The organism is Streptococcus mitis, assembly GCF_000960025.1.
In the GTDB taxonomy this organism is placed as follows: Bacteria; Bacillota; Bacilli; order Lactobacillales; family Streptococcaceae; genus Streptococcus; species Streptococcus mitis_DH.
In genome coordinates this window covers 901,754-924,256 of the sequence record NZ_JYGQ01000001.1, presented here as the reverse complement: position 1 = coordinate 924,256, position 22,503 = coordinate 901,754, and the positions used below count along the sequence as shown (strand labels likewise).

Below are 22,503 nucleotides of genomic sequence, written 5' to 3'. Positions count from 1 at the left end.
TCTTATATAGAATAGGAGAAGGAGATGAGTTCAGGTAAAATTGCTCAGGTTATCGGTCCCGTTGTAGACGTCTTGTTTGCAGCAGGGGAAAAACTTCCTGAGATTAACAATGCACTTGTCGTCTACAAAAATGACGAAAGAAAAACAAAAATCGTCCTTGAAGTAGCCTTGGAGTTGGGAGATGGTATGGTCCGTACTATCGCCATGGAATCAACAGATGGTTTGACTCGTGGAATGGAAGTATTGGACACAGGTCGTCCAATCTCTGTACCAGTAGGTAAAGAAACTTTGGGACGTGTCTTCAATGTTTTGGGAGATACCATTGACTTGGAAGCTCCTTTTACAGAAGATGCAGAGCGTCAGCCAATTCATAAAAAAGCTCCAACTTTTGATGAATTGTCTACCTCTTCTGAAATCCTTGAAACAGGGATTAAGGTTATCGACCTTCTTGCCCCTTACCTTAAAGGTGGTAAGGTTGGACTTTTCGGTGGTGCCGGAGTTGGTAAAACCGTCTTAATCCAAGAATTGATTCACAACATTGCCCAAGAACACGGTGGTATTTCAGTATTTACCGGTGTTGGGGAACGTACTCGTGAAGGGAACGACCTTTACTGGGAAATGAAAGAATCAGGTGTTATCGAGAAAACAGCCATGGTATTTGGTCAGATGAATGAGCCACCAGGAGCACGTATGCGTGTTGCCCTTACTGGTTTGACAATCGCTGAATACTTCCGTGATGTGGAAGGCCAAGACGTGCTTCTCTTTATCGATAATATCTTCCGTTTCACTCAGGCTGGTTCAGAAGTATCTGCCCTTTTGGGTCGTATGCCATCAGCCGTTGGTTACCAACCAACACTTGCTACGGAAATGGGTCAATTGCAAGAGCGTATCACATCAACCAAGAAGGGTTCTGTAACCTCTATCCAGGCTATCTATGTGCCAGCGGATGACTATACTGACCCAGCGCCAGCAACAGCCTTCGCTCACTTGGATTCAACAACAAACTTGGAACGTAAGTTGGTACAATTGGGTATCTACCCAGCCGTTGACCCACTTGCTTCAAGCTCACGTGCCTTGGCACCTGAAATCGTTGGAGAAGAGCACTATGCAGTTGCTGCTGAAGTAAAACGAGTCCTTCAACGTTACCATGAATTGCAAGATATCATTGCTATCCTTGGTATGGATGAGCTTTCTGATGAAGAAAAGACCTTGGTTGCTCGTGCTCGCCGTATCCAGTTCTTCTTGTCGCAAAACTTCAACGTTGCGGAACAATTCACTGGTCAGCCAGGTTCTTATGTTCCAGTTGCTGAAACTGTTCGTGGCTTTAAGGAAATCCTTGATGGTAAACACGACCACTTGCCAGAAGATGCCTTCCGTGGGGTTGGTTCTATCGAAGATGTGATTGCAAAAGCTGAAAAAATGGGATTTTAAGAGGTGATCTATGGCTCAGTTAACTGTCCAGATCGTGACACCAGATGGTCTCGTCTATGATCACCATGCCAGCTTTGTATCAGTTCGAACTCTGGATGGTGAGATGGGAATCTTGCCACGACATGAAAATATGATTGCAGTTTTAGCAGTTGATGAGGTTAAGGTTAAACGTGTAGATGATGAAAATCACGTGAACTGGATTGCAGTGAACGGAGGTGTTATCGAAGTTGCCAATGGCGTTATCACAATTGTTGCTGACTCTGCAGAACGTGCTCGTGATATCGACGTTAGTCGTGCAGAACGTGCCAAACTTCGAGCAGAGCGTGAAATTGAAGAAGCACAAGACAAACACTTGATTGACCAAGAACGTCGTGCGAAGATTGCACTGCAACGTGCCATTAACCGTATTAATGTCGGAAATAGACTATAAGAAAAAAATGAACTTGAGTTACCAAGTTCATTTTTTATGTTTTCTTAAGGGGCAAAACTGATGCAGACTGCTTCTGGGACATGGAAGTCATTAGAAAGTTCTGCTAGACGTCCAGTTTCAGAATTGCGTTTAAAGACGGTTGCATTATTAGAGTCCTGATGGACAGCAATAAGGAATTCTTGATCTGGTGTCAAATCAAAATCACGTGGAGTCTGACCATGTGTCGGAACGATTTCTAACAACTCTAGGCTACCGTCCGCAAGAATTGTATATACTGCGATAGAATCATGACCACGGTTAGAAGCGTAGAGGTATTTACCATCTTTAGAGAGACGAATAGCAGCAGTACCATTAAAGCCTTCATAACCGTCTGGTAGAGTTGAAATGACTTGCATGCGTTCAAATTCGCCAACACCATCGTAGATTAGAACCTCGATAGTGCTATTGAGTTCACAAATGAGATAAGCAATTTTATAATGGTTATGGAAAATAATATGGCGTGAGCCTGCTCCTGGCTGGCTATGATAGGTATAGAGCTTAGATAATTTTCCTTCTGAATCAAGATCGTAAGTAATTACTTGGTCAGTACCCAAGTCGCAGGTCACTAGATAGTGGTCAGGTGTTAAATCTGTATAGTGAACATGTGGAGAAGCTTGATTTTCATGTGGACCTTGGCCACTGTGTTGATCAACATCACTAAGTAGAAGACAACCATTTTCCTGACGTTTATAAACAAGGACCTGTCCCTTGTGGTAGTTTGCCGCGTAAACCAAATCACGCTCTTCATCAACGGCAACATAACAGTGGGGGGCTCCCTCTTCAACGACGTGATTTAATAAGGTACCATTAGTTTGATAGGCTGCAATTCCACCCTTATCGTCTTGACTACCAACAGTGTATAAATGTTGATGCTGGTCAAAGGCAAGGTAGGTTGGACTTGGCTCAGTAGCAAAAAGTTCTAGATTTGAAAGCTGACCAGTTTCTGTATCAAAGTCTGCCTTGTAAATCCCTTGAGAAGTACGACGTGTATAAGTTCCAAAATAAACAGTTTCTTTCATAACTTTACCTCTATAATAAAGATATGACTATTATATCACAAAAATTGTAGTTGGAGGAATTCTATAACACATAATTAAACACAATAAAATATTAAATTTAACTTGTTTTTGTATTGATTTCCTTTTGAAAAGTGCTATAATAATCCTATACAAATGGTAAAGGAGTTTGTTTATGAAAAAACGTGTTTTCTTAGCAGCAGGAGTTGCTGTACTCTCGGCAGCTGTCCTAGCAGCGTGTTCATCTGGTAATGCTAATAAAGAAGCAAATAAACCAGTTACTTATGCCTATGTATTTTCATCAGATCCTTCGACTCTGGATTATACAGTTTCTGGAAATGTCAGCACTAAACAGGTCACAGGTAACGTTATTGACGGTTTGCTTGAAAATGACCAATATGGCAATCTTGTTCCATCAGTTGCAGAAGATTGGACTGTTTCCAAAGATGGTTTGACCTATACTTATAAAATCCGTCAGGGTATCAAATGGTATACCAATGAGGGGGAAGAGTATGGTGAAGTCAAGGCTCAAGACTTTGTGACTGGTCTGAAACACGCAGCAGATAAGAAATCAAAGGCTCTTTATCTTGTACAGGATTCTATCAAAGGATTGGATGACTATGTAAATGGGAAAACAACGGATTTTTCTACTGTTGGTGTAAAAGCAACAGACGAATATACTGTTGTTTATACTTTGAACCATCCAGAATCTTTCTGGAATTCAAAAACAACAATGGGAGTTCTTGCACCAGTCAATGAAGACTTTTTAGCTTCTAAAGGAGATGACTTTGGTAAACCAACGGATGTAACGAGCATTCTATACAATGGGCCATTTCTCCTCAAAGGTCTTACATCTAAGTCTTCTATAGAAATGACCAAAAACCAAAATTATTGGGATAAGCAGAATGTCTTTATTGATGATATCAAGTTATCCTTCTTTGATGGTCAAGATGCAGACTCTCTAGGACGCGGTTTTGATGAGGGACACTATCCAGCTGCACCACTCTTTAAAAACTCTGCTAACTATGAACGTCTAAAAGAAAAATACAAGGATAATATTGTGTATGGTCAACAGCGTGGAGGAGTTTTTTATATCTCAACCAATATCGACCGTGTAAATTACAATCACACTGCTAAAACAAGTGATACAGAAAAAACTTCTACTAAGAAAGCCTTGTTAAACAAAGATTTCCGTCAAGCCTTGGCTTTTGCGGTAGATCGTAAAGCAGGGATCTCTCAAGTATTTGGTGATGAAGTAGGACCTCGTAAGTTACGGACAAGTTTCACTCCTCCAACATTTGTTCAAGTAGGAGATCAAACATTTGGTCAAGTTACTAAGACAGAATTGGATAAATTGGATAATGTCTGGAAAGATGTTAGTCTTGATGATGCCCAAGATTCACTTCATAATGTAGACAAGGCTAAAGCTAAGTTTGAAGCTGCTAAGAAAACCCTTCAAGCTGATGGAGTACAGTTCCCAATTCATTTAGATTTGCCAATTTCTTCATCAAATCCAGATTTTATTCGTCAGGTTCAGTCTTATAAACAATCCATTGAGGAAGCCTTAGGCTCTGACAATGTAGTTGTTGATATTCAACAAGTTTCTGATGACGAATTGGGAAGTATGACTACTCTAGCTACTTCCAATGCAAATACTGACTGGGATATTAATGCAGTCAGTGGTTGGACTCCAGACTTTGCAGATCCATCGACTTATCTAGATGTATTTGATCCAACTTCAGGTCCAAGTCTCCTAAGTGCTCTTGGTGTGGCACCAGGAACAGACAATCCAGTTATTAAAACAGTTGGATTGGATAAATACAAAGAACTGATTGATGATGCAAATAGTGAGAAAACAGACCTTCAAAAACGTTATTCCAAATATTCTAAGGCCCAAGCTTGGTTGTCAGATAGTGCACTTGTTATTCCAGTATACTCTGATGGTGCTCAAATGCTAGTGACGAAAATGGTTCCTGGCAGTGGTGCCGGTGGCTGGGTAGGTGACAAGACTAGTGAAAATAGCTACAAGTATCTGAAAATCCAAGATAAGATTGTCACTACTAAAGAAATGGATGAGTTCCGTAAGAAATTTGCTGATGAAAAAGCCAAATCAAATGCTGATTATCAGAAGAACTTAGACCGTCATATTCAAGACTAATCGAATCTCCTCTTTTGAGGGGATTTTTTATGTCGCTGTCTCAATATAAGTACTTTGTAAGCACTTTAAAAAAGAGTTATTTTGATCTAAAAATGGTATAATGAAAGAATGACAGAAAGGAAGTATTTATGGAACAAAAAGAGAAACATTTTAGCCTATCTTGGTTTTTCAAGTGGTTTTTGGATAACAAAGCAATTACGGTATTTTTGGTAACCTTATTATTAGGACTCAATCTGTTTATTTTAAGTAAGATTAGTTTTCTATTTTCACCTGTTTTAGACTTTTTGGCAGTTGTGATGTTACCAGTCATTCTATCTGGCCTGCTATATTATTTGTTGAATCCCATTGTTGATTGGATAGAGAAGCATAGGATTAATCGGGTCATAGCCATTAGTATTGTCTTTGTGATTATCGCTCTCTTTATCATTTGGGGCTTGGCAGTAGCTATTCCAAATCTGCAACGTCAAGTTTTATCATTTGCAAGGAATGTTCCAGTCTACCTTGAAGATGCTGACAGGGTTATTGACGATTTGGTAACCAAGCGTTTACCAGATGATTTCAGACCTCAGTTAGAACAAGTTTTGACAAACTTTTCAAGTCAGGCTACAGTTTGGGCAAGTAAAGTTTCTTCTCAGGCAGTCAACTGGGTAAGTGCCTTTATTAGCGGTGCTTCTCAAGTGATTGTTGCCTTGATTATCGTTCCGTTCATGCTCTTTTATCTCTTACGTGATGGAAAAGGCCTACGTCACTATTTGACCCAATTCATGCCAACGAAATTGAAAGAACCTGTTGGACAGGTTTTGTCAGATGTGAATCAGCAGTTGTCCAATTATGTTAGAGGGCAAGTAACAGTGGCTATTATTGTAGCGGTAATGTTTATGATTTTCTTTAAGATCATTGGTCTACGCTATGCGGTTACGCTAGGTGTTACTGCTGGTATTCTAAATCTGGTTCCTTATTTGGGTAGCTTTTTAGCCATGCTTCCTGCCCTAGTATTGGGCTTGATTGCTGGTCCAGTCATGCTTTTGAAAGTAGTGATTGTCTTTATCGTAGAACAAACTATTGAAGGTCGTTTTGTCTCTCCATTGATTTTAGGAAGTCAATTAAACATTCATCCAATTAATGTTCTCTTTGTCTTGTTAACTTCAGGTTCCATGTTTGGTATTTGGGGAGTCTTGCTCGGTATTCCAGTTTATGCCTCTGCTAAAGTTGTCATTTCAGCGATTTTTGAATGGTATAAGGTAGTTAGTGGTTTATATGAACTAGAAGGAGAGGAAGTAAAGAGTGAACAATAGTCAACAGATGTTACAGGCTTTGGAAGAGCAAGATTTAGTTAAGGCAGAACATTATTTCGTCAAAGCTTTAGAAAATGATCCAAGTGACCTTCTGTATGAGTTAGCCACCTATCTAGAAGGGATTGGTTTTTATCCTCAGGCCAAGGAAATTTACCTGAAAATCGTAGAGGACTTTCCAGAGGTTAATCTTAATCTAGCAGCTATTGCTAGCGAGGATGGTCAAATCGAGGAAGCATTTGCGTACCTTGAGGAAATCCAAGCTGACAGTGACTGGTATGTTTCAGCTTTGGCACTTAAGGCAGACCTATACCAGTTGGAAGGTTTGACAGATGTGGCGCGTGAGAAATTATTGGAGGCCTTGACTTACTCAGAAGATCCTCTCTTGATATTGGGTTTGGCAGAGTTGGATAGTGAGTTGGAAAATTATCAAGAGGCCATTCAAGGCTATGCCCAGTTAGATAATCGTACTATTTATGAGCAAACAGGCATTTCTACCTATCAACGGATTGGCTTTGCCTATGCACAGTTGGGGAAATTTGAAACAGCTACAGAGTTTTTAGAAAAAGCCCTGGAGTTAGAATACGATGACCTAACAGCTTTTGAGTTAGCCAGTCTTTACTTTGATCAAGAAGAATATCAAAAAGCTGTTCTATACTTTAAGCAACTTGATACCATTTCACCTGATTTTGAAGGCTATGAGTATGGTTACAGTCAGGCCTTACATAAGGAACATCAAGTTCAAGAAGCCCTGCGTATCGCTAAGCAAGGCTTGGAGAAAAATCCTTTTGAAACAAGACTCTTGTTAGCAGCTTCACAATTTTCTTATGAATTGCATGATGCTAGTGGAGCAGAGAACTACCTCCTTACTGCTAAAGAAGATGCTGAGGATACGGAAGAAATCTTACTCCGTCTAGCAACTATTTATCTGGAGCAGGAGCGTTATGAAGATATTCTAGACTTGCAAAGTGAGGAGCCAGAAAATCTTTTGACCAAGTGGATGATTGCTCGTTCCTATCAAGAAATGGACGATTTGGATTCTGCCTATGAGCATTACCAAGAATTAGTAGGAGATTTGAAGGACAATCCAGAGTTTCTGGAACACTATATCTATCTCTTGCGTGAACTGGGCTACTTTGAGGAAGCAAAAGTCAATGCCCAAGCTTACTTAAAACTAGTTCCAGATGATGTGCAAATGCAAGAACTGTATGAGAGATTGTAAGAATATATTTTTAAAAACTGTATCTAATCATTTTTGATAGATATAGTTTTTCTTTTTCAAATAGAATTTTTTTACAAAAATTCTTGGTTATTTTGTTTATTTATGCTATAATAGGAACAATTATTTTTAGGAGGTGCAGTATGTCTTATTTGTTTGAGATATTACCGAGTTTATTGAGCGGTGCAAGCATGACTTTGCAGGTTTTTGCACTGGTCTTGATTTTTTCTATTCCCTTGGGCGTTTTGATTGCCTTTGCCTTGCAAGTCCATTGGAAGCCCCTCCATCATTTGATTAATATTTATATTTGGATTATGCGAGGCACACCCTTGCTCTTGCAATTAATCTTTATCTATTATGTGCTGCCAAGTATTGGGATTCGTTTGGACCGTCTTCCTGCGGCTATCATTGCCTTTGTGTTGAATTATGCGGCTTACTTTGCTGAAATCTTCCGTGGTGGGATTGATACCATTCCTAAAGGTCAATATGAGGCTGCCAAGGTCTTGAAGTTCAGTCCCTTTGCCACAGTTCGCTATATTATCTTGCCCCAAGTGACCAAGATTGTTCTTCCTAGCGTATTTAACGAAGTCATGAGTTTGGTCAAGGATACTTCTTTGGTCTATGCTCTAGGAATTTCAGACCTTATCTTGGCTAGTCGAACAGCTGCCAACCGTGATGCTAGCCTGGTTCCTATGTTCTTGGCAGGAGCTATTTACTTGATTTTGATTGGTATTGTAACCATTCTTGCCAAAAAAGTTGAGAAGAAATACAGTTACTATAGATAGGAGGCTGCCATGTTAGAATTACGAAATATCAATAAAGGCTTTGGTGAAAAGCAAATTTTGTCCAATTTCAGTCTAAAAATTCCTGAAAAGCAAATCCTAGCTATCGTTGGGCCTTCTGGTGGAGGTAAGACAACCCTCTTGCGCATGCTTGCAGGTCTTGAAACTATTGACTCAGGGCAAATCTTTTATAATGGAGAACCTTTAGAACTGGATGAATTGGAGAAGCGGAATCTACTGGGATTTGTATTCCAAGATTTTCAACTTTTCCCTCATTTATCAGTTCTAGATAATTTGACCTTATCGCCCGTAAAAACCATGGGAATGAATCAGGAAGAGGCTGAGAAGAAGGCGCGAGGGCTTTTGGAACAGTTGGGGCTAGCAGGACATGCAGATGCTTATCCCTTCTCACTATCTGGTGGGCAAAAGCAGCGTGTGTCCTTGGCGCGTGCTATGATGATTGACCCAGAAATCATTGGCTACGATGAACCAACTTCTGCTCTGGATCCAGAATTGCGCTTGGAAGTGGAAAAATTGATCTTGCAAAATAGGGAACTTGGGATGACGCAGATTGTGGTTACCCACGATTTACAATTCGCTGAAAATATCGCAGATCAGATTCTCAAGGTTGAGCCCAAGTAGGAGGTGCCAATGACTAATAAGAAAATTGCTTTAGTATTGGTTTCTCTCCTGACTCTTTTTTTAACAGCTTGTACTCAAAAGGCTAGTGATCCAAAGCAGGATAACTGGGATAAATATCAAGAGCAGGGGACCATTACTATTGGTTTTGACAATACCTTTGTACCCATGGGTTTTGAAGAAAAGAATGGCCAATATACAGGCTTTGATATTGACTTAGCACAAGCTGTCTCTGAAAAATTAGGCTTTAAGATTCAATTTCAACCCATTGACTGGGATATGAAGGAGACGGAACTGCAAAATGGAACCATTGATGCCATCTGGAATGGCTATTCTGCCACTGATGAACGCCGAGAGAAAGTTGCCTTTAGCATTCCATATATGGAAAATCAGCAAGTTCTGGTTACGAAGAAAAGCCAGCAGATTCGTTCAGTAGAGGATATGAAGGATAAGACCTTGGGAGCCCAAGCAGGTTCCTCTGGTTATTTAGACTTTGAAGTCCAGCCAGATTTACTGAAAAATCGTGTCAAAGATCAGAAGGCTAATCAGTACCAGAGTTTTAATGAGGCCTTGATTGACTTGAAAAATGATCGGATTGATGCCTTGTTGATTGACCGAGTGTATGCTAATTACTATCTCCAGTCTGAGGGGATATTAAATGACTACAATGTCTTTTCAGCAGGATTTGAAAGTGAATCCTTTGCGGTCGGAGTTAGACCAGCTGATAAAAGATTATTAACAGCATTAAACCAGGCCTTTATCGAACTATACCAAGAAGGAAAGTTCCAGGAAATCAGCCAAAAATGGTTTGGAGAAGATGTAGCAACAAAAGAAGTGAAAGAAGGAATCTAAATGACGGTTTCTTCTTTTTATTTATAATATAAGAGTTAGATATCGCTTGACAGATTGATTATTGTTCGATAATATATTAAGCAGAAAAGATAACATATCACTATATTTATTTGTGGTTTAAAGTTATTTTTTACATCAAAGTATCATATATTAACAATTCATGTTATGTTGGAGGAATCTATTTATGTTTAATTCTAAAGGACGATATGTTCGTCAATCGCAGGTGGAGAAATTCACACGTTACAGTATTCGTAAGGTTAGTTTTGGAGCGGCTAGTGTGGCTGTAGCTACTGGACTGTTTTTCCTTGGTGGAGGAAGCGTCCAAGCGGCGGAACAACTAACTAATTCAGAACATACAGCAGTTCAAAAATCACAAAATCTAAATGATAAGTCCACGGAACTCTCTAAGGAAGTTTCAGGACAAGCATCTGCTACTGCTAAAGAGCCCGATGGACAAAATACTACTTCTCTAAAAGAGTCTACTACTGACAAACAAGCCAGTGAAGTTGAAACTCCAAACGTAGTGACGGAAAAAGTTGCTATTAATACAGCATCGTTAGAAGATTTAGTTGCTAAAGCTGAAAGTAGATTGAGTCAATTAACTGAAGGAAAGAAAACAAAATCAGTCATTGATGATGCTAAAAATTTGGTTCATAAAGCAAAAGAGCTTTTAAATGATGATACAAAAACACAATCAAACGTTGATGCACTTGCTAAACAACTTTCAAGTAGCCTTATCATTTTAAACAGTATCAATTCAGAAGCAACTGAAGAAGAAAAAGTAAACCAAAACCAAGATTCTAGAAATGGACAAGCTATCCCTGGTAAAGGGGAAAGTGAGTTTAGAGCTGATTCATCTAGTAACGGTGCTACAACTACAGGAACTAGTGATACAATCACACCAACAAATCCAGCGCAACCAACTGCGAAAAATATTATCGGAAGCACAAGTACAGTATCACGAGAAAACTTTACTGGTTGGGATACTTATACAATGCCGTTCGGGAGTCGCCATCCAGGTCAAGGTGATTTAGGTGTTAATACTCCAGAGAAAATAGCAGATGCTGCTGACTTAGAGTTTAGAGTGTTCTCTGATCAAAGAGCTGGTACAAGACCTAGTCCTGGACCATCTAACTATACTTATGATGGTAAAGAGAGTGATGTAAAGGCTCGTATTGACTATGGATTGAAACTTCCTGCTGAAGAAGTCCAAAAAATTATAGAAGAAGCTCCACTATGGCGTGGAAAGCTAAGATATAATGGAACTAGTATTTCAAGTCAAATCCCAGCAACTTACTATGGAAATGGACCTTATGAATATCTGCTTTCTAGTATCTATAAACTTGGATATGAACAAGGTATTGATAAAGTATACATTAAAGATGTAAGTAAACGTATTGAAGTAACAGAAGCTGCTAAAAAGGCTGGTTGGACTGTTTCAGATTTCAATGTGTCCAATTTCCCGAATGGTTTATTTTATGACAAAGCAACAGATAGTGTGCAAGGGGTTGTAACACATAGAAGTCCATTTAACTATCAACAAGTAAAAGCTCGAGTAACGTTTAAAAATACTATTACTGGTAAAAGTGTTACGATTCCACTAGATGATCATAGATTTGGTGGAACAGCATGGAAAGATGGAACACCACCAACACTAGAAATTAACGATACTGTTAAAGAAGGGAAAGTTGGAGAAGCACTAACTGTTCCAGTAGAATATAGAGATGCTGGAGCTTCGCATGCTGGGGTACCAAATGATAGAAGAGTTTCTTATACTTTAACGAATGAAAATGGAACCCCAATTGGACGTACAACTACAATTACAGAAACTGTAGGACGTGCTATTCTGGGTGTTTCTGGAGCGAAGATTACAGGAACGACAGGTACTGGTGCTGCTACTCCTACAGAATTAACAGGAAATGAGACAAAAATTCCAGGTGTAGGTTTTACAATTGCATCAGCTGATATGACTGAGAATAATCCGAATGGATTCAAAGGAACACCAACTGAAGCTGGGATTTACAGAGTTTCAATTTATGCAAGAGATTATCAAGAGACAAATGCTAATGAGGCATACGCACACGCAACCTTTAAAATTGCACCTGAAGTGACAATAAAAAATATTCATGCTTACGATACAGAAGTTCCGATTACAATTTCTAAAGGGGCTTCAGAAGCGACAATTACATTACCAGATGGAACAAATACAAAAATTGTTGCTAAAGATGGTAAATGGGTTGTATCAGAAACAACAAATACTGCTGTAAACGTCAATGATGAAATTGGTACAGTTGGTGAAACTTTCAATCTAAAAGTTCTTCCAACAGCAACAGCAAATGCCGCAACAGATACGATTAACGTAACTGCAAATAGTGAAAATATTACAGCAACGTTTACACGAGCCGAAGTAACATTAAAAACGCAACTAGGAGAAAATGTAGCAGCAACATTCAATAAAACTAGTGGTCGTTGGGAATTATCTGGTGAGACTGCTGAGAAGAAAACTCCTAACAGTGACGGTACAACAACATGGTTAAAACGCGACCTATATGTTGATGTGAATAAAGATGGAGAAACAATCTTTAATGTTTACGAATATACTCGTACATTAAACGCAGAAGGAAAAGTTACAGCCGTTAATAATGTATCTCGTACATTAACGACCTATAAAAAAGAAAATACGGCGAACAGTTCAGCAGATTCAGCAACTGATACTAATAAAGGAATGGTTGTAACTGTTAAATATGATAAAGGATTAAATAAATGGTCTGCTGATGATAATTCTACTGTAACAGCAACAAAAACTGGAGATAAGTGGACGATTTCAACTACATCAGGATTTAAAGGAACAGTTGATGCAGTAGAAACAGCAAGTTCTTCAGATAAAGCGTCTATATTAAATGATGCTCCGTCTATTAGCTCAAGTTTATATACTACTGTAAAAGGTGCTACAGTAGATTTGGTAAAACAAAAATCAGCTGCAGTAACAATTACAGATACAGAAGATGATGCGACAACTGCTCCAAATAAAAAGGAAACAACAGTTACAAAAGTAACGTTAACATCTCCTTCAGGAAAAGTAACAGAATATAGAAGTGCAACAGAAGCAGCAACTGTTAAATTATCAGAAGTAGGTACTTACACAGTTAAAGTTGAAGTAAAAGATAGTAACGGAAATATCGTTACTGCGGATACTGAAACGGATACTGGAACAAATAAAGGTGCCGAAACTGCAGTGAATTCAACTACCTATACAATTACTGTAAAAGATCAAGAAACGAATAAATTGTATACAGTTGAAGATGATGCAGTAACAAATGATCAGTTGAAAGAAAAAGTAAACCCTACAGCTGTAGACGGCTTTACTCCAACTAAAAATGATATTACAGATATTCCTACAACAGCTAAAAAAGCAGGTCAAACACTAGAAGTGCCAGCAACAGTAACTTATACAAAAGGAACTGAAACAATTCCTGTAGAAACTAAAGTAGATGTTGTAGTTTTACCAAAAGTAGAACCAACAGGTGTAACAGTTCTTAAAGATAGCACTGGTTTAGATGAAGCAGTTAAAGCGAAAGCAGTAGAAGCAGCAACTGCAGTTCCAACTGATAAATTGCCAGATGGTGTAACTGTAAGAGTTAAAGAAGTTAAAGCAGGAACAGTACCGGAAACAACAGCAACTGGAGTACAAAAGCCAGCAACAGCAGTTGTAGAGTATGTAAAAGATGGTAAAGTAGTTGCAACTAGAGAAGTAACAGTCCCAGTAACAGTAGTAGGTTCAACAGCTAAGAAATTAGTAGTATTTGAAGGGGATACTGTTACAAAAGATGATGTGAAAGGTGCTGTAACACCAGGTACAGACGGAACAAAAGGTGAACCTGTCATTGCTGAAGATATTACTGCTAAAGCAGGAAATAAAGAAGCGACAATCCCGGTAACATATGATAATGGTAAGTTAACCGAAACAGTGAAAGTTCCAGTAACAGTTTTACCAAAACCAGAAGCAGATGAAATTCTTGTTCCTAAAAATGGCGACAAAGAAAAAGCAAAAGAAAAAGTACTTGCTCAAGCTGAAAAAGCGATTGCTGATGGAACATTTACAGGTAAACTACCACAAGGTGCTAGAGTTGAAATTGATAAAACAGCTACAGTAACAGTCCCTGACTTAACAGATGATACTGAAGTGGATGTGACTGTTAAATACATTGTAGATGATGAAGAGAAAACAACAACTGTTAAAGTACCAGTTACAGTAGTTGAAGGTATACCACAAATCGTCCCAGTTGATGAAAACAACAAACAACCAGATCCAGAAAAGAGCATTGATAAAACAGATTATCCAGAAGGATCTACATTTAGATATAAGACTCCAGATGGGCAAACATCTCCAATCGATGTAACAACAACTGGTGATAAGAATGTGATTGTTGAAGTACTTGATCCACAAGGAAATACAATCGTTGAAGTACCAGCAACTGTACGTGTAGTTGATAGTACACCACAATTTGTAGTAGCAAATCCAGCTAAGAAACAACCTGAAGCGAAAGATAGTGTTACACCAGGAGAATATCCAGATGGCACAACATTTGAATACAAAACACCAGTAGATACAACAACTGCAGGTGAAAAAGATGTAACTGTTGTAGCTAAGTTAAATGGTCAACCAATTGCAGAAGTTCCTGCGAGAGTAGTAGTTGTAGATCCTAAGACACAATACGTAGTAGCAGATCCAAGCAAACCACAACCGGATGCAGCTAAGAGCATTGATCCAGAACAATACCCAGAAGGAACAACATTTGAGTATAAGACTCCAGTAGATACAACAACACCAGGAGAAAAAGATGTAGTTGTCATTGCAAAAGATGGAAATGATACACTTGTAGAAGTACCAACAAAAGTGAAAGTTGTACAAGGTTACCCACAAATTGTTCCAGTAGATGAAGGTAAGAAACAACCATCACCTGAAGATAGCATTGATTCGAATGATTACCCAGATGATGCAACATTTGAGTATAAAGAAGAAGTAGATACATCTAAACCAGGTGATAAGAAAGTTACCGTTGTTGTGAAACAAGGGGATAAGGTATTAGTTGAAGTGCCATCTACAGTTCGTGTAGTGGAAGGTTATCCTAAATATGTACCAGTAGACCCAGCTAAGAAACAGCCAGATCCAAAAGAAAACATTAATCCAAATGATTTCCCAACTGGAACAACATTTGAATATAAAGATAACACTCCAGTAGATACAACAACACCAGGTGATAAACCAGTAACGGTGGTAGCTAAGCTGAATGGACAACCAATTACAGAAATTCCAGCGACAATTGTAGTAGTAGAACCTAAGACACAATATGTCCCTGTGAATGCTGAAAATGATAAGAAACCAAAACCAAAAGATAGCATCACTCCAGATGATTATCCAGAAGGTTCAACATTTGAATACAAAACTCCAGAAGAACAAGCAACTCCATATGATGGAACAACACCGGGTGAAAAAGATGTTACTGTAGTCGTGAAAGATTCGGATGGAGATACAATTGTAGAAGTACCTGCGAAGATTAAAGTCGTTCAAGGTAAAGAACAATTAACTCCAGTAAATGCTGAAGATAAAGATAAACCTAAAGCTGAAGATAGTATCACACCAAGTGATTATCCAGAAGGTTCAACGTTCGAATACAAAGTTCCAGAAGGACAAACAACTCCATATGATGGATCAACACCAGGTGATAAACCAGTTACTGTAGTTGTAAAAGATAAAGATGGGAAAGTGTTAGTAGAAGTTCCAGCTACTATTAAAGTAGTTGAAACAAAACCAACACCAATTGAAACACCTGTAACAAATACGCCATTAAAAGAAGAAGACTATACTAGAGGTCAAAATATTCCAGACGGAGCAACAGCTAAAGTAGGAGACTTACCAGATTTAACAACACCTGGAGAAAAAACTCCTGTAAAAGTAACGATTACATTACCAAATGGTAAATCTTATACTGTAGATATTCCTGTAACAGTCACACCAGTTAAGGAAATCGAAACACCAGTTACAACAGAAAAACTGACTCCAGAAGATATCTTGAAACAAATCAAAGTACCAGAAGGAGCAACAAGTAAGGTAGAAAACATTCCAGACTTAACAACGCCTGGTAAGAAGGATCCTGTAAAAGTAACGATTACATTACCAAATGGCAAAGTAGTGACAGTAGACGTACCAGTAATAGTCACACCAGTTAAGGAAATCGAAACACCAGTAACGAAAGATAAATTGACTCCAGAAGATATCTTGAAACAAATCAAAGTACCAGAAGGAGCAACAAGTAAGGTAGAAAACATTCCAGACTTAACAACGCCTGGTAAGAAAGATCCTGTAAAAGTAACGATTACATTACCAAATGGCAAAGTAGTGACAGTAGACGTACAAGTGAATGTAACACCAATTACACCAATTGAAACACCAGTCACAACAGCTAAATTGACTCCAGAGGATATTTTAAAACAAATCAAAGTACCAGAAGGAGCAACAAGTAAGGTAGAAAACATTCCAGACTTAACAACACCTGGTAAGAAGGATCCTGTAAAAGTAACGATTACATTACCAAACGGTAAAGTTGTGACTGTAGAAATTCCAGTAAATGTCACACCTATTGAAGATATTGTTAAAAAACAAGGAGATCCAATTACCGCTGAGGATGTTGAAAAACACATTCCAAAAGGAGTAAAAGTTATCAATATTGGTGATAAACCTACAACAGATATTCCAGGTGAAAGACCAAGTATCCCAGTAGTGATTGAATTACCAAATGGAATTCGCGTAACGATGAACATTCCAGTAATCGTAACACCGAAAGTAACACCTGTAGTAGTTCCAGTAGGAACACCAGTTACGCCAGAAGATGTTCAGAAACATATTGAATTACCAAATGGATGGAAGGTAACAAAAATAGGAGAAATTCCAACAACAACCACACCAGGAACAAAACCAGTCGTTCCAGTAGAGATTGAATTACCAGATGGTCGTAAGATTACTGTCGATGTACCAGTCATCGTTACGCCAACCGTAAGACAAATTGTTGTACCACAAGGAACTCCAATCACACCAGACGATGTGAAAGGGCATATCGATCTTCCAAAAGAACCAGGATGGGAAATTATTGAAGTAGGAGAAATCCCAACAACAATTCCTGCTGGAGTGAAACCAAGCGTTAAAGTGAAGATTAAAGTTCCAACTGGAGAAATTGTTGAAGTAGAGGTACCAATCATCGTAACACCGACAGTAACTCCTATTGTAGTGGAAGTTGGAACACCAATTACGAAAGAGGATGTTATTAAGAAAGTAGGTTTACCAGAAGGATGGAAGATTACTAAAGTTGGAGAAATTCCAAAAACAAATACACCTGGTGACAAACCATCTGTAACAGTAGAATTAGAGTTGCCAGACGGACGTAAAGTGACAGTGGATGTTCCTGTGAAAGTTACTCCTAAATCTAATCATGGGGATAGTCAAGGTAATAATCAAGGTAATAATGGTAGTTCAACTACTCATATCGTAACACGTTACCAAGATGGTGATGGTAAAGAAATTTCTCCAGAAGAAAATGGTAGCCATGGACCTAAGACTTTAGAAGGTTATGAATATACTGGCACTAAGACAGATAAAAATGGCAATGTGATTCATACCTATAAGAAAGTAGTTACCCCAACCCGTTCTGAGCAACCAAGCTCTCCAGAGACTCCTACAAGTCCAGAAAAACCAGTAGCTACTCCAGTTCAGACAAGTTCTACAGATTCTAAACAAGTATCCGTTGAAACAACCGTAGCCAATGACAAGACGGAACTACCAAATACTGGTACAGAAGATAAGGCTGGTCTAGCTAGTCTTGGACTTCTTGGAATGTTGAGTGCATTCGGACTTGTAGTTCGTAAGAAAAAAGAAGACTAAGAAAGATCCTTCCTTTCTAAGATTCAATAGAAAAATAGACTGAGGTGAAAACTTCAGTCTATTTCTTTTTGCATCAAAAAATCCCCTGGAAAGTACCAGAGGATAAGTGCTTATTTCATTGTTGGGAAGAGCAATACATCACGGATAGTGGTTGTATCAGTGAGGAGCATGCAGAGACGGTCGATACCGATTCCCAAACCACCTGTTGGTGGCATACCGTATTCAAGAGCCTCAATGTAGTCGTAGTCAATGCCTGTTGCTTCATCGTCACCAAGTTCTTTAGCTTTAGCTTGGGCTTCAAAACGGCTAAGTTGATCGATTGGGTCGTTGAGCTCAGTAAAGGCATTACCGTACTCCTTAGTCATGATGAAGAGCTCGAAACGGTCAGTAAAGCGTTCGTCTTCAGGATTCTTCTTAGCTAGTGGAGATACAGCTACTGGATGTCCATAGACAAAGGTTGGTTGGATCAAGGTTTCTTCAACAAACTCTTCAAAGAAGGCATTGATAATGTGACCAACTTCAGTATAGTGTTTTTCAACTGGAACTTTCTTCTCAGCAGCGATAGCTTTGGCTTCTTCCAAAGTCATGTCTTGCCAGAAATCGACACCAGTAATTTCTTTGATAGCATCAACCATGTGAACACGTTTAAATGGTTCGTTAATCTTGATTTCAGTACCTTGATAGTTGACTGGACCATCGCCTTTGACTGATTTAGCAGCGTGTTGGATAATGCCTTCCGTCAAGTCCATGATGTCTTGGAAGTCTGCATAAGCTTGGTAGACTTCGATAGAAGTAAACTCAGGGTTATGAGTAGCGTCCATTCCTTCGTTACGGAAGATACGTCCGATTTCATAGACGCGTTCCATACCACCGACGATAAGGCGTTTCAAGTGAAGCTCAGTCGCGATACGAAGGACCATGTCAATGTTTTGGGCATTGTGGTGAGTGATAAATGGACGGGCAGCAGCACCACCAGCTTCGTTGTGAAGAACAGGTGTTTCCACTTCAAGGAAGCCTTTTTGGTCAAGGTAACGACGGATTTCAGAAATGATTTTTGAACGAGTGACAAAACGCTCGAAGCTTTCACGGTTAGAAATCAAGTCAAGGTAACGTTTACGGTAAATTGTTTCAACGTCTGTCAAACCATGGAATTTCTCTGGTAGAGGACGAAGAGCCTTAGACAAGTGTGTGATGTGAGTAGCCTTGATAGAGAGTTCTCCCATATCTGTACGCATCACTTCGCCTTCGACACCAAGGAAGTCACCAAGGTCTGCTTTTTTGAAGATTTCATAGTTTTCTTCACCGACAGCATCCTTACGAACGTAGATTTGGATTTGACCTTCGCGGTCTTGAAGGTGGGCAAAACCTACTTTACCTTTACCCCGTTTGGTTACCAAGCGTCCTGCGATAGTAGCTGTTTCGTTTTTATCATGTAATTGTTCTTTATCGAGGTCGGCATATTTATCTTTTAATTCTTGTGAATTTGCAGTACGTTCAAAACGTTTTCCGAAAGGATCAATTCCTTGTTCACGGAGCGCAGCCATTTTTTCACGGCGAACGATCTGCTGGTCATTTAGTTCTTCCATATGTTCTGTTGACATGGGATCCTCCTAATTTTACTCAAAATTGAATACGATGAGTCATTTTTGCGATACTCCCATTTTATCATAAATAAGCAAGAAATTCACGGATAATCTTTCAAAACTAAAAAGAACTTGACGCTAAAATCAAGTTCTGTTATTGATAGGAAGTATCATTCCAAGTATCGAGAGTAAATGTTTCAAAATCATGGGTTTCTAGAATGGTTAGGCTGGCATTTGCTAGACCGCCATCTTTACGAAGAAGTGGTTCTTTATAACCTAGAAGAGTACGAAGACTGGCAGTAAGATTGGCGCCGTGTCCGACAATTAGGATACGCTCAGCTGGACTATCTTTTAATGATTTGATAAATTGGATGGTCCGTTGCGTGGTGCTATAGAGGGATTCTGCTCCAAACATTTGAGTGTCAAATTGAGCAAGATTAGATCGGAAAGCTTTGATTTGTTGCGGGTAAATAGATTCCAAGGTTGCAATTTTCAAACCTTCCAACTTCCCAAGCTGCCATTCACGGAGATTAGGAACACTTTCTAAAGGACAGGGAGACTTGAGTTGATTTTGGATAATCTCAGCAGATTTGACCGCTCGAGGTAAATCGCTTGAATAAATCTGATCAAAAGGAATTTCCTTGAGATATTGGCCAAGTCGTTTTAGGGTGTCAATGGATTCAGGAAGAAGGGGAGAATCTCCACTAGCACCTTGAAAGCGACCTTCTTGGTTCCAGAGGGTACGACCGTGGCGGACAAAGTAGAGTTTCATTCTTAGTTGCCCTCCAAGATATCTACAAAGTCAGCTTTTACAAAGCTAGCCAAGTCTTGCGGTGCGACGATAATGCTGTGACCAACTTCGCCTGCAGAGACAATCATTTGATCCAAGTCTAGAGCAATTTTATCGATAAAAATGGGATAATTGTGTTTCTGACGAATTCCGACAGGATTATTTGCTCCATGAATGTAACCAGTTGTTTTTTCCAAGTCTTTTTGTGGGATCATGCTCACTTTTTTGTTGCCAGAAATTTTAGCTAGTTTCTTTTCAGACAAGTGTTGAGTGATAGGAACAATTCCGATAATCGGTCCTGTCTTGTCACCCAAAAGCGCCAAGGTTTTGAAAATCTGATCTCGCTCATAACCTTGAGGCAGCTCTCCTTCTAGGGCATTGATTTGAATCCCCTGATGTGGGATACCTGCTTTAGACAGGATTTGTTCCACCAATGTTTTTTTGATTTTAACTTTTTTTGCCATTATTTATACTTATCCTCCAATTGGCTCATCCAAATACCAAGCCAGATTCCCAGTGCAAAGAAGAAGGCGATAATGACATACCCGACAAGAGAAAGACCTGTGTATTGGATACTTTCAGCGTTTCCTGCATTTGGAATTAAGATCAAAAGGGTACTTGATAGGACGATACCGATGATGAAATGATAGACGCGTGAGTGGTAGTTGTTTAAGGCATAATCCATCAATTTTGAAAAAATAATGAGAGTTGCGCCTGCTCCGATTCCAATCGGTAAGAAGGTTCCCAAGAGGTCAAAGGTTTTAAAACCAGTCAACATAGGAGCATAGAGACCCAAAATCAAAAGTAGATTTGATGGACTGAGTCCAGGAACTAATACGCCAAGAGCCAGCAGTGCACCAGCTAGGACGAAATTAAGAAAGCTGTCGCTCAAGGTTCCAACGACAAAATTTAAGGCATAGAGTCCTAATCCAGAAATAATAAAGGTTGTCCAGAACCAAGCTAAATCAATCTTGTCTCGGTCAGATTCTCGAGTTGATTCTTTGAGGAGGCTGGGAACTGTACCAATGATGGCACCCGCAAAGCTCCATAAGACAAAGACCTGATAATTTTCAAGCAGGTATTCAATCGGGTAGGAAAATAAGCCGATTCCCAGAAGCATACCGATGGCAACTGGAATAAAGTACAAAACATTTTCTTTAAAGTCTTTAAAGGGATGGGCCAGAAAGCCAATCATTCGTTCATAAATTCCTAAGATTGCTGCTAGAACCCCTCCGGAAATTCCCGGTAGAATAAATCCAAGAGCAATGACAATCCCTTTAATAACACGTGCTAACCATGAGAGCATATTTTTCCTCCAACTATTTCTATTTCAAAAAATCCTTACTATATTGTATCACAATCAAACACAAAAATAAAAAGCAAATGATAAACAAATGCTTTTAAGGTTTTAAAAAGAGTTTTCTAAAGGTTTCTTCTTTGTTCTTTAAGGCAGAGATAACGTTGATATCCAAATCGTGGTCAAAGCCAGCAATTTTTCCTTTAGACGTGTACTGGTGAATGTCGTAATCTAAATCAGTCTTAGGAGTAGCTTCGTAAAATCCTGAGTCAGAACCATAGGAAGGAATCCAAACAGAGGTAAACTTGTCTGTATCAATACTGTGCTCTTCCATGAAGTAGACCCCAACGTAGATTCCGATATTTTTAGCACCCAGTGATTCGAGCTTTGCTCGGAAGGCTTCAACACCGTCGTTCATATTAGACATGGTTTTTTCTTCCACGTCTAGCCAATAGTAACTTGGACTGTATGGAGAAGAGGCGTTATAGAATACCTCAGCAGCTTTTTCCATCTCCTGGACATTTTTTCCGGCTACATAGGCATAGACACCAACTGGGACATTTCGTTTTTGAAACTCAGTGATATGGGTTTTAAAGGCCTTATCAACACCATTAACATAGGAAGCATCGTTCTCTTTGGACGTTTGAGCACCACTATGGACGCGAACAATAGCTCCAGAAATGTTTTGGGAGAGAGTATCGTAATTAATTTCCTCAGGACGTTGCCAACCAGAAACATCAATCACCGGTTTATCTATATTATGTAGCGCTTGGGTTTCTACTTGCGCGATATTTGACTTTGTTTTTACAGGATGGTCCTCAAAACGAGGGCGATTCAGGATTAAAATGAAAATCATAATCCCAAAAAAACCAAACAAAATAAGCGGATTTATTTTCTTTCTCATATCTCATAATTTTACCTTAAAAATGAGAAAAAATCAAAAAAAATACTCAAAAAATGGGTTAAGAAAGGACTTTAGAGCATTTTTTCATTCAAGAGCGCGGAATGATTTGAAATATGGTATAATAAAAGGGAATTT

General features: G+C 39.0%; 15 protein-coding genes. 9 read left to right on the top strand and 6 right to left on the bottom strand.

Annotated elements, in window-relative coordinates; translation table 11 throughout:
• Positions 1 to 24: 24 nt before the first annotated feature.
• Positions 25 to 1,431: a F0F1 ATP synthase subunit beta gene (gene atpD / locus TZ91_RS04695; protein ID WP_000094357.1), complete on the top strand. Its 1,407-nt coding sequence runs from the start codon at positions 25 to 27 to the stop codon at positions 1,429 to 1,431.
• 10 nt (positions 1,432 to 1,441) lie between these two features.
• The gene (locus tag TZ91_RS04690) at positions 1,442 to 1,861 is read left to right on the top strand and encodes a F0F1 ATP synthase subunit epsilon (protein WP_000068037.1); all 420 of its coding nucleotides are present in this window, start codon (positions 1,442 to 1,444) and stop codon (positions 1,859 to 1,861) included.
• Positions 1,862 to 1,905: 44 nt separating this feature from the next.
• On the opposite strand, the gene TZ91_RS04685 is transcribed toward TZ91_RS04690, so the two are convergent.
• Positions 1,906 to 2,919 carry a lactonase family protein gene (locus TZ91_RS04685; RefSeq protein ID WP_033687143.1) on the bottom strand — a complete coding sequence of 338 codons (1,014 nt, stop codon included), beginning with the start codon at positions 2,917 to 2,919 and terminating at the stop codon, positions 1,906 to 1,908.
• Positions 2,920 to 3,091: 172 nt separating this feature from the next.
• Between TZ91_RS04685 and TZ91_RS04680 the strand changes: the two genes are divergently transcribed.
• The 7 genes from TZ91_RS04680 to TZ91_RS04650 all read left to right on the top strand — a co-directional run bounded on the left by TZ91_RS04680 (position 3,092) and on the right by TZ91_RS04650 (position 17,794).
• Complete coding sequence (locus tag TZ91_RS04680) at positions 3,092 to 5,074, top strand: peptide ABC transporter substrate-binding protein (protein WP_033687142.1); 1,983 nt, start codon at positions 3,092 to 3,094, stop codon at positions 5,072 to 5,074.
• A gap of 128 nt (positions 5,075 to 5,202) precedes the next feature.
• Complete coding sequence (locus tag TZ91_RS04675) at positions 5,203 to 6,369, top strand: AI-2E family transporter (protein WP_033687141.1); 1,167 nt, start codon at positions 5,203 to 5,205, stop codon at positions 6,367 to 6,369.
• Complete coding sequence (locus TZ91_RS04670; protein ID WP_033687140.1) at positions 6,359 to 7,588, top strand: tetratricopeptide repeat protein; 1,230 nt, start codon at positions 6,359 to 6,361, stop codon at positions 7,586 to 7,588. The genes TZ91_RS04675 and TZ91_RS04670 overlap by 11 nt, the downstream gene beginning before the upstream one ends.
• A 140-nt stretch (positions 7,589 to 7,728) precedes the next feature.
• Entirely contained in the window at positions 7,729 to 8,370 is a 642-nt protein-coding gene (locus TZ91_RS04665) for an amino acid ABC transporter permease (RefSeq protein WP_033687139.1), read from the top strand.
• A 9-nt stretch (positions 8,371 to 8,379) separates the two neighbouring features.
• Positions 8,380 to 9,009 (top strand): amino acid ABC transporter ATP-binding protein, encoded by a 630-nt coding sequence (locus TZ91_RS04660; protein ID WP_024057640.1) that lies wholly within the window; start codon positions 8,380 to 8,382, stop codon positions 9,007 to 9,009.
• Between the two features lie 9 nt (positions 9,010 to 9,018).
• Complete coding sequence (locus tag TZ91_RS04655; protein ID WP_024057639.1) at positions 9,019 to 9,858, top strand: amino acid ABC transporter substrate-binding protein; 840 nt, start codon at positions 9,019 to 9,021, stop codon at positions 9,856 to 9,858.
• Positions 9,859 to 10,042: 184 nt separating this feature from the next.
• Positions 10,043 to 17,794 carry a Rib/alpha-like domain-containing protein gene (locus TZ91_RS04650; RefSeq protein ID WP_045597129.1) on the top strand — a complete coding sequence of 2,584 codons (7,752 nt, stop codon included), beginning with the start codon at positions 10,043 to 10,045 and terminating at the stop codon, positions 17,792 to 17,794.
• Positions 17,795 to 17,904: 110 nt separating this feature from the next.
• Here the strand turns inward: TZ91_RS04650 and lysS are convergent, their stop codons facing one another.
• The 5 genes from lysS to TZ91_RS04625 form a co-directional block, all read right to left on the bottom strand.
• The gene (gene lysS, locus TZ91_RS04645) at positions 17,905 to 19,395 is read right to left on the bottom strand and encodes a lysine--tRNA ligase (protein WP_000102451.1); all 1,491 of its coding nucleotides are present in this window, start codon (positions 19,393 to 19,395) and stop codon (positions 17,905 to 17,907) included.
• Between the two features lie 136 nt (positions 19,396 to 19,531).
• Positions 19,532 to 20,149 carry a histidine phosphatase family protein gene (locus TZ91_RS04640; protein WP_033687122.1) on the bottom strand — a complete coding sequence of 206 codons (618 nt, stop codon included), beginning with the start codon at positions 20,147 to 20,149 and terminating at the stop codon, positions 19,532 to 19,534.
• Positions 20,150 to 20,151: 2 nt separating this feature from the next.
• Positions 20,152 to 20,631 carry an aminoacyl-tRNA deacylase gene (locus tag TZ91_RS04635; protein WP_045597128.1) on the bottom strand — a complete coding sequence of 160 codons (480 nt, stop codon included), beginning with the start codon at positions 20,629 to 20,631 and terminating at the stop codon, positions 20,152 to 20,154.
• Positions 20,631 to 21,473, bottom strand: a complete 843-nt coding sequence (locus TZ91_RS04630; RefSeq protein ID WP_033687120.1) for a DUF368 domain-containing protein — start codon at positions 21,471 to 21,473, stop codon at positions 20,631 to 20,633. Before TZ91_RS04630 ends, TZ91_RS04635 begins: the two co-directional genes overlap by 1 nt.
• A gap of 94 nt (positions 21,474 to 21,567) precedes the next feature.
• Positions 21,568 to 22,368, bottom strand: a complete 801-nt coding sequence (locus tag TZ91_RS04625; protein WP_001227596.1) for a glycoside hydrolase family 25 protein — start codon at positions 22,366 to 22,368, stop codon at positions 21,568 to 21,570.
• Between the last annotated feature and the right edge of the window lie 135 nt (positions 22,369 to 22,503).